The sequence below is a fragment of the Schaalia naturae genome, assembly GCF_042665795.1.
GTDB lineage: Bacteria > Actinomycetota > Actinomycetes > Actinomycetales > Actinomycetaceae > Pauljensenia > Pauljensenia naturae.
Map to the genome: position 1 here is coordinate 2,533,714 of NZ_JBHTEF010000001.1, position 13,705 is coordinate 2,547,418.

Genomic DNA, 13,705 nt, shown 5'->3' on the forward strand with positions numbered 1-13,705 from the left:
CCATTCGCACCCGCCCGCCCGCTGGCGTGCTCAGCGATCCTCGTCGAGAAGGATCTCCGCGAGCCGAGCGAGATCCTCCCCGCCTGCGAACTCGATGACGATCCTCCCCTTGGAGGTTCCCTCGGTCACCGTCACCCTGGTGTCGTAGCGGTCCGACAGTGTCGCTGCGAGCTTCTCCCCGAGGACCGAGGTCGTCGCGGACCTCCTCCGACGGCGCGGGACCCGATTTCCGGGCCGCCGGCTGCGCAGCCGGGCGAGCTCCTCGGTGCTGCGCACGGAGAGCCCCTCGGCGATCACGCGGTCGGCCATGGCCTCGATCTCCTCGGGAGCGTCGATGGCGAGCAATGCGCGGGCATGGCCGGCCGAGAGCACGCCGGCGGCCACCTTCCGCTGAACCGAGGCCGGGAGACGCAGAAGCCGGAGCGTGTTCGCTATCTGCGGTCGCGATCGAGCGATCTTTCTGGAGAGCTCCTCCTGCGTCGCGCCGAAATCCTCCATCAGCTGCTGGTAGGCCGCCGCCTCCTCAAGGGGATTGAGGTTGGAGCGGTGAAGGTTCTCCAGCAGGGCGTCCCGCAATAGCTCCTCGTCCGCCGTCCGCCGGACGATCGCCGGGATCGTCGCGCTTCCGGCCAGCTCCGAGGCCCGCAGCCGGCGTTCGCCCATGACCAGCTCGTAACGAGCGTCCGGCTTCTCCTCCAGGGCGCGTCGAAGCCGCTCGGTCGGCTCGTCCCCGGCCTCGATCGGGCGCACCACGACCGGTTCCAGCACCCCGACCTCGGCGATCGACGCCGCGAGCTCATTCAACTCGTCCTCGTCGAAGACCTGGCGCGGCTGCCGGGTGTTCGCGATGATCTGCCCGACGGGGATCTCGCCGAAGGTGGCGCCCGGCACCGACACGAGGTCCGCCGCCGTGTCCGGCGGCTCGCTCTGTGACGATGTTTCACGTGAAACATCGCGAGGCGCCGTCGAGGACGTCCCGCTCCCCGCAGCGTCGCGACTCCGTCGCCCCGATCCGCGGCCGGCCTGCGGGCGCGACGGCGGGTTGAGCAGGTCCCGAGCCGAGCCTCCCCGCGGGGTCCGGCGCGCGGCTCCCGTCGTCGGGCGATCCTCCCCGTCGCCCCGCCGATCGGGGAACAAGATGTCGAGCGGGCGGGCGCCCTCGTCAACTGCGACGTTTTCGGCCACGGGGATCAGCGCGGCCAGGCCCCTTCCCAGACCGGGGCGGTGCCCGCCGCGCGCACTCCGCGCCGTCGCCGCGCCCTCCCTGGCCGCGCCGGACGGACGGGCAGCCTGGGACGGCTCCGTCTGCCGGCGCCCGCCCTCCGATGCCGAGCCGGCGCGGCGCTTCGCGTCTCCCGATGTCCCGCCCGTCATGCCGCCCGCCTCTCTCGGGCCCCCCGGCCCCTCATCCCGAATTGTTCCACGTGAAACATCGCCTCAAGCCAACATGGGCCGAGCCTTCATGCCCGCCCAGACCCGGACTCCCGTTCCAGCCGCAGGCTGAGTTCCAGCGCTGCCTTCCGGTAAGCCAGCGCGCCCGCGCTGCGGGGCTCGTAGGTCACCACCGTCTGCCCATAGCTCGGAGCCTCCGAGACCCTCACCGATCTGGGGATGACGCTCCTGAGCGTGAGGTCCGGGAAATGCCTCCGCACCTCCGCCTCGACCTCCTCGCTCAGCTTCGTCCGCCGGTCCGCCATCGTCAACAGGATTCCGGCCACCTCCAGGCGCGGGTTCAGCTGCTGCCGGATGCGATCGATCGTCGTCCACAGCTGTGTCAGGCCCTCCAGGGCGTAGTACTCCGTCTGGATGGGGATCAGCACCTTGTCCGCCGCCACCAGGGCGTTGAGCGTCACGAGGCCCAGCGACGGCGGGCAGTCGACGAGCACGACATCGACGCCCGGATCGCCTTCCAGGAACGACTCCAGCGCGTCGAAGAGCATCTGCGCGCGCCGGGGCATGTCGACCATCTCGATCTCCGCCCCCGACAGGTCGATCGTCGAGGGGCAGACACGCAGGCCCGGCACATCCGGACAGTCCTGGAGCACCTCCGCCAGATCGGCCTGACCGACCATCACGTCATAGGACGACGGCGTCCCCGCCGGATGAGCGATCCCGAGTGCGCTCGACGCGTTGCCCTGCGCGTCCGCGTCGACCACGACCACCCTCAGGCCGCCCATCACGAGCGCCGCCGCCAGGTTCACGACCGAGGTCGTCTTCCCCACTCCGCCCTTCTGGTTCGCCACGGTGACAACCACCGGCGACGCCGGACGCCCGAAGCGCGCCTCTTCCAGCATCCGCCGTTCAGCTGCGCTGCGCTCCAGCTCCGCCGACAACGGGGCGTCGCTCCACCGGGGATCCACCACGTGCCCACCTCTCTCGAACCCCGATCAGTGTACGTGGAGCGGGCCGAACCCTCCCCGTCGCCTCACTCCTCCGGCACCCGCTCAGGCCCTCCGGCAGACGACGACGTAGGTCGACTCCTCCTCCATCGGGCTCGCCACCTCGTGGATCCGCGCGACCAAGTGGTGGCGCCGCAGCTCCACCGCGGCGTCCTCGACCTCGAGCGCCGCACGTCGGCCCTTCAACGCCACCAGCGCCCCGCCGGGGGCGATCAGCCGCGTCGTCATGCGCACGAGCTTCGACATGTTCGCGACGGCTCTGGCCGTCACGACATCCGCCTTCATCTTGCCGCGCAGCTCCTCCGCCCGGGCGCGCACGATCCGGACGTTGTCCAGTCCCACCGCCTCGACCGCGTCGATCAGCCACTCGCAACGCCGTTCCATCGGTTCCGCCAAGGTGACCTCGACCGAGGGGCGGCATGCGGCAACAACGATTCCTGGAAAACCTGCTCCTGAGCCGATGTCGAGCACCTGGCCCTTGCGGGGGACGAAATCCAGGACCGCGGCGGAGTTCACGAGGTGCCGCGACCACAGCCGAGGGACCTCGTGCGGGCCGATCACCCCGCGGAGCTCGCCCTCCTCGCGTAGCATCCGCGCGAACTCCTCGACCGCCGGAAATCCCAACCCGAAGACGCGCCGCGCCTCCTCTCCCGGGTGCTCCTCTCCGGAACCGGCCCCCGGGTCCGCCGACGCCGCGGGGTCCGAGGTCACCGGCCCCCCTCGTCGTCGGCGCCGCCCCGAGGCTCGTCCGGTTCCTCGCCCTCCCCGTCGGAGGGCAGCGCCGGCGCCGGGTGGATGACGACGCAGCGATGCGGCTCCGTCCCCTCCGACTCCGAGACCAGGCCGGCCGCCGCGACCACGTCGTGGCACACCTTCCGTTCGAAAGGATTCATCGGCTCCAGGCGCTGGCTCTCGCCCGTCGCCCGCAGGCGCGCGATCGCCTCCTCGGTGATCGCCCGCAGCTCCGCCTTGCGCGCCCGCCTGTAGCCCGCGACGTCCAGCATCAGCCGCGACCGCTCGCCCGTCTCCGACTGGACGGCCAGACGGGTCAGTTCCTGCAGGGCGTCGAGGACCTCCCCATCCTCGCCCACCAGAGGCTCCAGCGCGCGCGGATCCTCCGCGACGATCTCCACCAGCGCCCGCCCGTTCTCGACGTCGATCTCGATGTCGCCGTCCAGGTCGGCGATGTCCAGGAGTTCCTCCAGGTAGTCCGCCGCCAGCTCGCCCTCGTCCTCCAACTCGGAGATCCGATCCTTCGAAGCCGTCTCACTCATCGTCCGTGTCCTCGCGTCCGTGTCCGATCTGCTCACTTGCCCGATGTCCTCCCCTGCCGCCCTTGGCGCCTCTGCCGGCGGCGCTCCTCGCGGCGCCTCTGGATCTCCTCCTCGCTGAGCTTCTTCTGGGGCTTCGCCGCGGCCTTGCGGGCCGCACGAGCCTCCTGGAGGCGCCGTTCCTCTTCCGCCCGCTCGCTCGCCTGGCGGCGCTCCTCGTGGGACTGCCTGCGCGGCTGCTGGCGGCGGACCTGCTGTTGGGCGCGGCGATCCTCGACCTTCTCCGTCGCCCGCTTCACGCCGCGCATCCACTGCTCGTCCGGCAGCGTCGTCCACTCCTGGAGCGAGAGGTTGCGGTACACCGACACCCGGGCCGAGGTCGTCATCTCCTCCGGGAAGTCGCCGTTGACATGCTGGGCCTTCGCCTTCGCCCGCGCCTCGGCGAGCGTGCGCTCGTCCAGCCCGGCCACCTCGGCCTCGCGATCATCGGACGTCGAGGCCTGGGCCTCGGCCTCCGCGCGCTGGCGGTCGTAGTCCGCGAAGAACGGCTTCGCCCACTCCTTGTATCCGCGCTCGCGCTTCTCCAGAAGCTCCGCATAGGCCGGAGATCCCGGCGTCGGCATGAAGCGGACGGTCCAGATCTGCTGCCCCCACGACCAGAAGGTCGTCGTCACCATGTAGACCAGCAGACCCATCTGGAAGACGGCGCCGGTGAAGATGTACATCAGCGGCATCATGTACATCATCGTCTTCTGGGAGCGGACCATCGGGTTGTTCGGGTCCTGCTGCGCCGCCATGTTCTTCGTCATCGACAGGCGGATCGACAGGAACTGGACGACCACCATGATGACGATCATGACGACGAAGGCCACCGTGCCCGTCGTCCCGTCCCCGCCGGTGCTGATGGTGTGCGACAGCGGAACGCCGAGCACCGTGGAGGCGTCGATCTCCTGGGCGACCGCCCGGGTGATGGGTCCCAGCGACTCATAAGCATCGCCGCCGACCGTGTACGTCCCCTCCATCAGGGGCTTGACCGCGTAGATCGCGCGGTACAACGCGAAGAGGATCGGCATCTGGACGAGCAGCGGCAGACACGAGGCGTAGGGGGTCGTGCCGTGCTTCTTGTACAGCGCCTGCGTCTCCTCGGCCATGCGCTGACGTGAGAGGGTGTCCGTCTTGCCCTTGTACTTCGCCTGGATCTTCTGCATCTCCGGCTGGATCGCCGCCATCCCCCGCGTCGAGCGGATCTGGCGGAGGAAGAGCGGGAGGATCAGCGCGCGCACCAGCAGCGTGAGCAGCACGATGGAGAGCACCCATGCGATGCCCGCCCCCTCGCCGAAGCCGACGACGGTCAGCAGGTCGTGGATCTTCGCCCACACCCATGCGATCGCCAGCACGAAGGGGTGGAGGATCTTCTCCACATGGGATCTCCTTAGCAGTTGTGGACGCGGGTCGCGTCCGCGGGTCGTCCGGCCGAAGCCGGGAGTTCAGCGGGACCGAGGGCGGCGCCGTCCAGGCCCATCGGCACGGGACGCTCCAGGTCCTCGTCCAGGCCCGCCCAGTCCTCCGGCGGGACCCACGGGTCGGGGCGCCAGCGCCCCCGCGCCGGAACGCGGTCGACGCCGCCCGCGCTCCACGGATTGCACCGCAGCAGGCGCCAGGCCGCCAGGACCAGGCCTTTGACCGGACCGTGGACCTCGAGCGCCTCCACGGCGTAGGCGGAACATGTCGGCGCATACCGGCACCTCGGCGGCAGTCCTGGGGAGATGAGCCGCCGATACAGCCGGATGGGCGCGATGATCGCGCGGGTGAGCGGGCCTGTCATCGCGCCCACCGCGCCCAGGCGCGGTCCAGGGCGCTCTCCAGCGAACGATCGAGTTCTGACGAGGTCCGGTCCCGCGCCTCACGCTGGACGCGGATGACCACGCGGGCCCCGTCCGGCAGCGCGTCCACGCGCGCCCGCATGAGATGGCGGAGCTGACGCTTGACACGGTTGCGGTCGGTGGCCAGCGGGATCTCACGCTTGGGCACGACGAAACCGACGAGGCTCCCCGTGGACTCCTCGTCGGTTCGACAGTGCACGACCACCTGGCGGTTCCCCGCGCGCGACCCTCGCCGGATCGTGCCGCGGAAGTCCCCCGGATCGGTCATGCGGTGCGCGCGCGGCAACACGTCGGGCCCCGGACCTGGGACCGGCTGTCAGGCGGACAGACGGGCGCGACCCTTATGACGGCGGTTCGCGAGGATCGCGCGACCGGCCCGGGTGCGCATCCGCAGACGGAAACCGTGCGTCTTGGCACGGTGACGGTTGTTCGGCTGGAAAGTCCGCTTGGTCACGACAGTTCTCCTCCACGCGAACGGGGACGACTGCCCGTTCCTCGGTCGATGCGCTCCCCACACCGAGATGACCTCGCAGCGGGAAACCGGTTGCCCGGTCTCCCGGGCACAGACAACGGACTAGCGTAGATTCCGCGCCGGGGCACCGTCAATGGAACAGGCCCAAGTGTGAGCGGTTCCCCGACAGCGGGATCCATCCACATCTGTGGAGCGGCCAGTGGACAGCGGGATCCACATCGGTGAATTCCGCCTCTGGCCGACAGAGATCGGTCGGCGCCACAATTCCGCGGACGGAAGCCGCTCGCCCGATGACTCACATTATTGTCATTCGCGGCCGACATATCCACAGGTCTTTCCCCACGCTGTGGATAGCGGCCCGACGCGCTAGTGTGGGGGCTCGGCACGGTGCCTCCTGGGTGGCCGCATCGTGCCCAATCTCACGTCCGCTGCCGCCCCGACTCGTGGAGGTCCCCGTGGCTGCGAACATCCTGTCCGATGCCTGGTCAACGGCTCTGACCTCGTTGGACTCGATGGGCCTGGGTCCTGCGGCGGCTTCCTTCCTGGCCATGGCGAAGCCTCTGGGCGACATCGAGGGCACGATCCTCGTGGCCGTCCCCAATGAGTTCACGAAGGGATACATCGAGAACCGTGCCTCCGAGGGCCTCACCCATGCGCTCTCCGACGCCCTGGGCCGCGATGTGCGCATCGCGGTGACGATCGACGCCTCTCTCGCCCCCGATGAGGAGGAGGACGAGGACGCCGCGGAGCCGGCGCCCCCGCCCCTCCAGACCCCGCGCGATCCGGACGTCTCGCGAACCCTCGACGCGGTGAACATCGACTCCACCGAGACCCACCTCAACCCGAAGTACACCTTCGACACCTTCGTCACAGGTCCCTCCAACCGCTTCACCCACGCTGCCGCCATCGCCGTCGCCGAGGCTCCCGCCAAGGCCTACAACCCCTTGTTCATCTACGGGGACTCCGGTCTGGGCAAGACGCACCTCATGCACGCCATCGGCCATTACGCGCTGTCCCTGTACCCCCACCTGCGCGTGCGCTACGTGAATTCCGAGGAGTTCACCAACGACTTCATCAACGCCCTCCAGGAGGGACGGATCAACGCCTTCCAGCGGCGCTACCGCGAGGTCGACATCCTCCTCATCGACGACATCCAATTCATCCAGGGCAAGGAACAGACCATGGATGAGTTCTTCCACACCTTCAACACGCTGCACAACGCGAACAAACAGGTCGTCCTCACCTCCGACCTGCCGCCCAAGCAGCTCGACGGGTTCGAGGACAGGCTGCGTTCCCGTTTCGAGGCCGGACTGCTCGCCGATGTCCAGCCCCCGGACCTCGAGACCCGGATCGCTATCCTTCAGAAGAAGGCGGCGGCCGAGAACCTTGAGGTCGATCCCGCCGTGCTGGAGTACATCGCCTCCCGGATCTCCTCGAACATCCGCGAGCTGGAGGGATGCCTGCTGCGGGTCACCGCCTTCGCGAACCTCACCCAGCAGCGCATCGACCTGCCTCTGGCGGAGATGGTCCTCAAGGACATCATCTCCGACCCCCAGGACACCGAGATCACCGCGGCCCTCATCATGGGGCAGACGGCCCACTACTTCGGCGTGACCATCGACCAGCTGTGCAGTTCGGACCGTTCGCGCACCCTCGTGGAGGCCCGCCAGATCGCCATGTACCTGTGCCGCGAGCTCACCGACCTCTCCCTGCCGAAGATCGGGGCCGCGTTCGGCGGCCGCGACCACACGACGGTCATGCACGCGAACAAGAAGATCGGCCAGCAGATGAACGCGAAGCGGGAGACCTTCAACCACGTCACCGAGCTGACCAACCGCATCAAGCAGAAGGCCCGCGAGTCCTAGGACGGTCCCCACCGTCGCGCCCGTCCGCACGCCGCCTCGCTCGAATTCACGAGGGCGTCCCCCGCTCTCGCCCCGCGCACCTGTGGACACCGATGTGGGCGACGGTGGACTCCGACGGTGCGGTTGTGGATCCAGACGCCCTCATTGTGGACGCCGCCGTCCCCCCTCGAATCCGTCCACAGTCTGGCCGCCTTCGTCCACAGGAGACACCTCCTCATCGTCCACCTCCCGATCCCGCTCACGACCTGCGCGGATCGCGTGAATTCACCGTGTCCACATCCCCGATGACGATGACAATTCATGGAATTCATCAATCTTGTGAATTCCCTTCAACACGGAGACGCCGGCTGCCTGCTCCCTGCCGAGGTCGGTCGCGTAGAGTAGGGAGGCACTACCCGTCTGTGGCTCCTGGAAGGATCGGCATGCTGTTCACCGTCGACCGTGACGTTCTCTCTGAGGCCGTGTCATGGACCGCCCGCACGCTCCCGGTCCGTCCGGCCAGTCCGATCCTGGCGGGCGTGCGCATCCAGGCTCACGACCAGGCGCTCACGCTGTCCTCCTTCGACTACGAGGTCTCCGCGACGGTCGAGATCCCGGCCGCGGTCGACGACTCCGGTGAGGTCCTGGTCTCCGGCAAGCTCCTAGCCGAGATCTCGAAGTCCCTGCCGGCGAAGCCCGTCCGTCTGGAGCTGGAGGGGCAGAAAGTCAATCTGACCTGCGGGTCCTCGCATTTCGCTCTAGCGGTCATGCCGCTCGACGAGTACCCATTGCTGCCGGCCCATCCCGACCGGCGAGGTTCCGTCGACTCCCAGGTCCTTGCCCAGGCCATCGGCCAGGTCTCGGTCGCGGCCTCCCGCGACGACACCCTGCCGCTTCTCACCGGTGTGCGCATGGAGATCGAGGGGGAGCATATGACCCTCCTCGCCACCGACCGCTACCGGCTGGCGATGCGCGAACTCTCCTGGGATCCCGCCGACCCCCAATACTCCGAGGCGGCGCTCGTCAAGGCGCGCATCCTCACAGACGTCGCGAAATCGATGACGGGGGGCGCCTCCGTCGAACTGGGATTGTCCCGCGAGTCCCAGCCCGGAGCGTCCTCGTTGATCGGGTTCACGGCAGGGGGGCGGCGGACGACCTCGACGCTCATGGACGGCGACTACCCTCCTGTGCGGCGCCTCTTCCCCGAGTCCACGTCGATCCAGGCCGTGTGCGAGCGCCACGTGCTGCTGGAGGCGGTGCGGCGCGTGTCGCTGGTCGCCGAACGCAAGACCTCGGTGCGCATGGCCTTCTCCGAGGGGCAGGTGGTCCTCGAGGCCGGGCAGGGAGACAACGCCCAGGCGTCAGAGGCCATCGAAGCCCGTCTCGATGGCGAGGCCATCTCGACGGCGTTCAACCCGCAGTTCCTCATGGACGGCCTGTCTGTCGTCGACACCGACTACGTGCGCTTCGGTTTCACGCATCCGACCAAGCCGGCGGTGCTCACGGGTCAGACCGGCGCGGACGAGGGGCCGGTCGACTACTTCCGCTACCTGCTGATGCCAATCCGATTCGGCATCTGAGGAGGCCATCGCGTGCGTGTCTCACACGTGGCGCTCGATGACTTCCGCTCCTACCGTCACGCGGTCATCGAGCTGCCTGCCGGGACGACGGTCCTCGTGGGACCCAACGGCCAGGGGAAGACGAACCTGGTCGAGGCGATCGCCTATCTCTCCGCCTTCACCTCCCATCGGGTGGCCGCCGAGGGCGCAATGGTGCGCGCCGACCCCGACGTCCCCCCCGACCAGGCCCCCGGCGGGGCCGTCATCCGGGTCAAGCTGGTCACCCGGGAGCGTGCCCGGGTGGGGGAGGGCCCTCCGGGTGCGCCCGCGCGGGAGCAGGTCCTCGAGCTTGAGATCGTCCGCGGGCGTGCCAACCGCGCGCGCCTGAACCGCACGACCGTGCGCCCGCGCGACATCGTCGGAATGGTCCGTACCGTCGTGTTCGCCCCGGAGGACATCCAGCTGGTGCGCGGCGACCCGGCGGCGCGCCGCCAGTTCCTCGACGATCTGGCCACGCAGCTGCATCCCACGTTGTCCGTGGTCCGCGCCGACTTCGACCGTGTGGCGCGTCAGCGCGGGGCGCTCATGCGGCAGGCCTCGCACCAGATCCGGAGGGGCCGCGCGCCCGACCTGTCGACCTTGGACGTGTGGGACGAGCAGTTCGCCCAACTGTCCTCCCGGATGACGGCGGCCCGGGCAGAGGTCGTCGATCTCATCGCAGGGCCCGCGGCCCGGGCGTATCTGCGCGTCTCCGATTCGCCGAAGGCCCTGACGATGCGGCTCGACGCCTCCGTGGACCGGGTCGACGGCTCCGGAGCGGGAGGGGACCCCCAGGACGTCGACGGCCAGGCCGCGCGTCTGCTCCAGGTGCTGGAGGACCAGCGCGGCCGTGAGGCCGAACGCGGCGTCAACCTGGTGGGGGCGCACCGCGACGACCTGGACCTGGGGCTCGGCGGCATGCCCGTCAAGGGGTACGCCAGCCACGGGGAGACCTGGTCGGTGGCGTTGGCCGCCCGTCTGGCCGCCTTCTCCGTGCTGGAAGACCAGGGGGAGGAGCCGATCCTCATCCTCGACGATGTCTTCTCCGAGCTCGACACCGCCCGACGGCGCGGTCTGGCGGAGATGGTTGCGGGGGCCGACCAGGTCCTGGTGACGGCCGCCGTGGCAGAGGATGTGCCCGAGGCGCTGCGGGGGCATCGTCTGGACGTGAGCTGGGAGGCGGGCAACGGATCCGTGGTTTCATCGCAGCGGGACGTGCGAGCCGATGTCGAGGGGGAGGTCGGAGATGAGAGCTGAGAATGACGGGAAGCCCTCCGGGAACCGGGAGGAGGATCCGGCCGGGGCCGCCGGCCGGGCGGGGACGGCCTCGTCGGCGGGGGAGGGCCCCACGGAGGCGGACCTGCGTGCCGTGGCCGACGCGGCCCTGCAACGCATGCGGGAGGCGCGCCTGGGCGTGCCGAGGGCGTCCGGGTGGGCATCCCGGCGGGCGGCCCGCGGAGCCGTGGGCGCGCGCCTGTCGAGGATGGCGGCGCGATGGACGAGGGCGCCGGGCATGGCTGCCGCGCGCACCCAGTGGGAGGAGCCTGCCCCCCTGGGAGCGGTGATCGGCCACGTCAGCCGTCAACGGGGCTGGGAGGGTCCGGCCGCTATGGGATCGGTGATGGCCAGGTGGCCGGTCATCGTGGGGACGAACCTGTCGGAGCATTGCCGCGTCGAGACATTCGAAGACCACCGGCTCATCGTGAGGTGCTCCTCGACGGCTTGGGCGAAGCAGCTGCAGCTCCTGCTGCCCCATATCGAGCGGCGCATCGACGAGGAGGTCGGCCCCGGAGTGGTCACCCAGGTGGTGGTCCGCGGCCCGGCGGCGCCCTCGTGGAGGAGGGGCCGGTACTCGGTGCCGGGCAGGGGGCCGCGCGACACCTACGGGTAAATATCGCCCCGGTCGGGGCGTGCATCTGGTCACAGCCGAGTGGATGCAGGTCAGGACCGATTCCCCCGGATGCCCGCCGGGCTCTGGAAGGCGGGGTCCCAGACCCGTTCTTGGTAGGATGGGAGCCAGAGTTTTCACAGGCGGGATGCGGGTTCACCGCCCCGTTCGAGGGCACTGCGCTGATACATGGTCAGGGCGTCTGTGCACCTGACGCGCGCGCTTGACGAGGGGAGCCGATGAGTGGCTGAGACAACTGAGCCATACCAGGATGGGGACGGCGAGGGGACCTACGGCGCCTCCGACATCACGGTCCTCGAGGGGCTTGAGGCCGTGCGCAAACGGCCCGGCATGTACATCGGGTCGACGGGGGAGAGGGGGCTGCACCACCTGGTCTACGAGGTCGTCGACAACTCGGTGGACGAGGCCCTGGCCGGATGCGCGACGCATATCGAGGTGACCATCCAGGCCGACGGAGGGCTGCGGGTCGTCGACGACGGCCGCGGCATCCCCGTGGACGAGCACCCCACCGAGCACCGGCCCACCGTCGAGGTCGTCATGACGATCCTCCACGCCGGCGGCAAGTTCGGAGGCGGCGGGTACGCGGTCTCCGGCGGCCTGCACGGCGTCGGGATCTCGGTGGTCAACGCCCTGTCCACGCGCGTGGACACCGAGGTGCGCCGACAGGGCCACGTGTGGCGGATGTCCTTCGCGAACGGGGGGAACCCCATCACGCCCCTGATCATGGGGGAGGAGACGGAGGAGACGGGCACGACCCAGACCTTCTACCCGGATCCCGAGATCTTCGAGACGGTCGAGTTCAACTTCGAGACCCTGCGCCAGCGTCTCCAGCAGTACGCCTTCCTCAACAAGGGGCTGCGGATCACGCTGACCGATGAGCGACCCGGCGTCCAGGATGACGGCGACGAGATCACCGGCGACGCGGAGGGCACCAGCGACGACCCGGTTCCCGGGTTCCGGCGCGTGTCCTACATGTACGAGCACGGCCTGCGCGACTACGTGGCCTTCCTGGACTCCACGAAGAAGACGGAGGTCATCAACTCCGAGATCATCGACTTCGAGACCGAGAACGACGAGGGCACGATGTCGGTCGAGATCGCGATGCAGTGGACGACGGCCTACACCTCCTCCGTCCACGCCTTCGCGAACACGATCAACACGACGGAGGGCGGCACCCACGAGGAGGGCTTCCGGACGGCGCTGACGACGGTGCTCAACCGGTACGCCCGCGACAAGGGCCTGCTCAAGGACAAGGACGATAACCTCTCGGGCGACGACGTCCGAGAGGGGCTCACGGCCGTCATCTCGATCAAGCTGACGGAACCGCAGTTCGAGGGGCAGACGAAGACGAAGCTGGGCAACACCGAGGCGAAGACCTTCGTCCAGTCCACCGTCTACCAACAGCTCAGCGACTGGTTCGATGCCCATCCCGCCGATGCGCGCGCGATCATCCAGAAGGGCCAGCAGGCGCAGATGGCGCGTGTGGCGGCCCGCAAGGCGCGTGAGGCCACCCGGCGCAAGACCGCGCTCGACACCGTGTCGATGCCCACGAAGCTGCGCGACTGCAGCTCCCGCGACGCCTCGGTGTGCGAGATCTTCATCGTCGAGGGCGACTCCGCCGGCGGCTCGGCGGTCCAGGGCCGCGACCCGGAGCATCAGGCGATCCTGCCGCTGCGCGGGAAGATCCTCAACGTCGAGAAGGCGCGCCTGGACCGCGCGCTGAACTCCGACACGATCATGGCCCTGATCTCGGCGCTGGGCACCGGCATCGGCGAGGAGTTCGACATCGGGAAGCTGCGCTACAACAAGATCATCCTCATGGCCGATGCGGACGTCGACGGACAGCACATCGCGACCCTGCTGCTGACGTTCCTCTACCGGTACATGACGCCCCTGGTCGAGCAGGGCCACGTCTACCTGGCCACCCCGCCGCTGTACCGGCTGAAGTGGTCGAACGCCCCCCACCAGTTCGCGTATTCCGACAACGAGCGCAACAGGCTGCTCGCGACGGGATCGCAGACCGGCTGGCGGCTGCCCAAGGAGGGCCCCATCCAGCGGTACAAGGGCCTCGGTGAGATGAACGACCAGGAGCTGTGGGAGACCACGATGGATCCCGACCACCGCATCCTCAAGCAGGTCGAGCTCGGCGAGGCGGCGGCGGCCGACGAGGTCTTCAGCATGCTGATGGGCGACGACGTGGAGTCGCGGCGGGCTTTCATCCAGCGCAACGCGCAGGACGCCCGCTTCATCGACGCGTGAGCGTCAGGGACACAGAGGAGAACAGCCTGTGAGCGACCAGCCCACCGAACCCACCGATGACGCGACGTCA

13 protein-coding genes are annotated in these 13,705 nt (G+C 69.1%); 5 read left to right on the forward strand and 8 right to left on the reverse strand.

From position 1 onward, the window contains the following. Nucleotides 1-30: 30 nt before the first annotated feature. The 8 genes from ACFQWG_RS11190 to rpmH form a co-directional block, all read right to left on the reverse strand. The gene (locus ACFQWG_RS11190; protein ID WP_380976321.1) at nucleotides 31-1,215 is read right to left on the reverse strand and encodes a ParB/RepB/Spo0J family partition protein; all 1,185 of its coding nucleotides are present in this window, start codon (nucleotides 1,213-1,215) and stop codon (nucleotides 31-33) included. 245 nt (nucleotides 1,216-1,460) lie between these two features. Next, nucleotides 1,461-2,294 carry a ParA family protein gene (locus tag ACFQWG_RS11195; protein ID WP_380976323.1) on the reverse strand — a complete coding sequence of 278 codons (834 nt, stop codon included), beginning with the start codon at nucleotides 2,292-2,294 and terminating at the stop codon, nucleotides 1,461-1,463. A 150-nt stretch (nucleotides 2,295-2,444) separates the two neighbouring features. Continuing rightward, nucleotides 2,445-3,110 carry a 16S rRNA (guanine(527)-N(7))-methyltransferase RsmG gene (rsmG, locus tag ACFQWG_RS11200; RefSeq protein WP_380975337.1) on the reverse strand — a complete coding sequence of 222 codons (666 nt, stop codon included), beginning with the start codon at nucleotides 3,108-3,110 and terminating at the stop codon, nucleotides 2,445-2,447. Continuing rightward, nucleotides 3,107-3,673 carry a Jag family protein gene (locus ACFQWG_RS11205; protein WP_380975339.1) on the reverse strand — a complete coding sequence of 189 codons (567 nt, stop codon included), beginning with the start codon at nucleotides 3,671-3,673 and terminating at the stop codon, nucleotides 3,107-3,109. Before ACFQWG_RS11205 ends, rsmG begins: the two co-directional genes overlap by 4 nt. Nucleotides 3,674-3,705: 32 nt before the next feature. Continuing rightward, entirely contained in the window at nucleotides 3,706-5,091 is a 1,386-nt protein-coding gene (gene yidC / locus ACFQWG_RS11210) for a membrane protein insertase YidC (protein ID WP_380975341.1), read from the reverse strand. 11 nt (nucleotides 5,092-5,102) lie between these two features. After that, nucleotides 5,103-5,495 (reverse strand): membrane protein insertion efficiency factor YidD, encoded by a 393-nt coding sequence (gene yidD / locus ACFQWG_RS11215; protein ID WP_380975343.1) that lies wholly within the window; start codon nucleotides 5,493-5,495, stop codon nucleotides 5,103-5,105. After that, a complete protein-coding gene (gene rnpA, locus ACFQWG_RS11220; protein WP_380975345.1) occupies nucleotides 5,492-5,842 on the reverse strand; it encodes a ribonuclease P protein component in 351 nt (116 codons plus the stop codon). The genes yidD and rnpA overlap by 4 nt, the downstream gene beginning before the upstream one ends. Nucleotides 5,843-5,869: 27 nt before the next feature. Beyond that, nucleotides 5,870-6,007, reverse strand: coding sequence for a 50S ribosomal protein L34 (gene rpmH / locus ACFQWG_RS11225; RefSeq protein WP_380975347.1), 138 nt, complete (start codon nucleotides 6,005-6,007; stop codon nucleotides 5,870-5,872). A 473-nt stretch (nucleotides 6,008-6,480) separates the two neighbouring features. Here rpmH and dnaA point away from each other — a divergent pair, with 473 nt between their 5' ends. The 5 genes from dnaA to gyrB all read left to right on the forward strand — a co-directional run bounded on the left by dnaA (nucleotide 6,481) and on the right by gyrB (nucleotide 13,635). Beyond that, on the forward strand, nucleotides 6,481-7,890 hold the full coding sequence (dnaA, locus tag ACFQWG_RS11230; protein ID WP_380975349.1) for a chromosomal replication initiator protein DnaA: 1,410 nt from the start codon (nucleotides 6,481-6,483) through the stop codon (nucleotides 7,888-7,890). A gap of 422 nt (nucleotides 7,891-8,312) precedes the next feature. Beyond that, nucleotides 8,313-9,449 (forward strand): DNA polymerase III subunit beta, encoded by a 1,137-nt coding sequence (gene dnaN, locus ACFQWG_RS11235; RefSeq protein WP_380975351.1) that lies wholly within the window; start codon nucleotides 8,313-8,315, stop codon nucleotides 9,447-9,449. A 12-nt stretch (nucleotides 9,450-9,461) separates the two neighbouring features. Then, the gene (gene recF / locus ACFQWG_RS11240; protein WP_380975353.1) at nucleotides 9,462-10,724 is read left to right on the forward strand and encodes a DNA replication/repair protein RecF; all 1,263 of its coding nucleotides are present in this window, start codon (nucleotides 9,462-9,464) and stop codon (nucleotides 10,722-10,724) included. Continuing rightward, on the forward strand, nucleotides 10,714-11,358 hold the full coding sequence (locus tag ACFQWG_RS11245) for a DUF721 domain-containing protein (protein WP_380975355.1): 645 nt from the start codon (nucleotides 10,714-10,716) through the stop codon (nucleotides 11,356-11,358). Before recF ends, ACFQWG_RS11245 begins: the two co-directional genes overlap by 11 nt. 240 nt (nucleotides 11,359-11,598) lie before the next feature. Then, the gene (gene gyrB / locus ACFQWG_RS11250) at nucleotides 11,599-13,635 is read left to right on the forward strand and encodes a DNA topoisomerase (ATP-hydrolyzing) subunit B (RefSeq protein WP_380975357.1); all 2,037 of its coding nucleotides are present in this window, start codon (nucleotides 11,599-11,601) and stop codon (nucleotides 13,633-13,635) included. Nucleotides 13,636-13,705: the final 70 nt, after the last annotated feature.

What these genes read in the sequence shown, in the direction of transcription:
- ACFQWG_RS11195 (WP_380976323.1), bottom strand. Translation starts at nt 2,294, where the DNA reads ATGCTGGAAGAGGCGCGCTTCGGGCGTCCGGCGTCGCCGGTGGTTGTC.
- ACFQWG_RS11205 (WP_380975339.1), bottom strand. Translation starts at nt 3,673, where the DNA reads ATGAGTGAGACGGCTTCGAAGGATCGGATCTCCGAGTTGGAGGACGAG.
- yidD (WP_380975343.1), bottom strand. Translation starts at nt 5,495, where the DNA reads ATGACAGGCCCGCTCACCCGCGCGATCATCGCGCCCATCCGGCTGTAT.
- dnaN (WP_380975351.1), top strand. Translation starts at nt 8,313, where the DNA reads ATGCTGTTCACCGTCGACCGTGACGTTCTCTCTGAGGCCGTGTCATGG.
- ACFQWG_RS11245 (WP_380975355.1), top strand. Translation starts at nt 10,714, where the DNA reads ATGAGAGCTGAGAATGACGGGAAGCCCTCCGGGAACCGGGAGGAGGAT.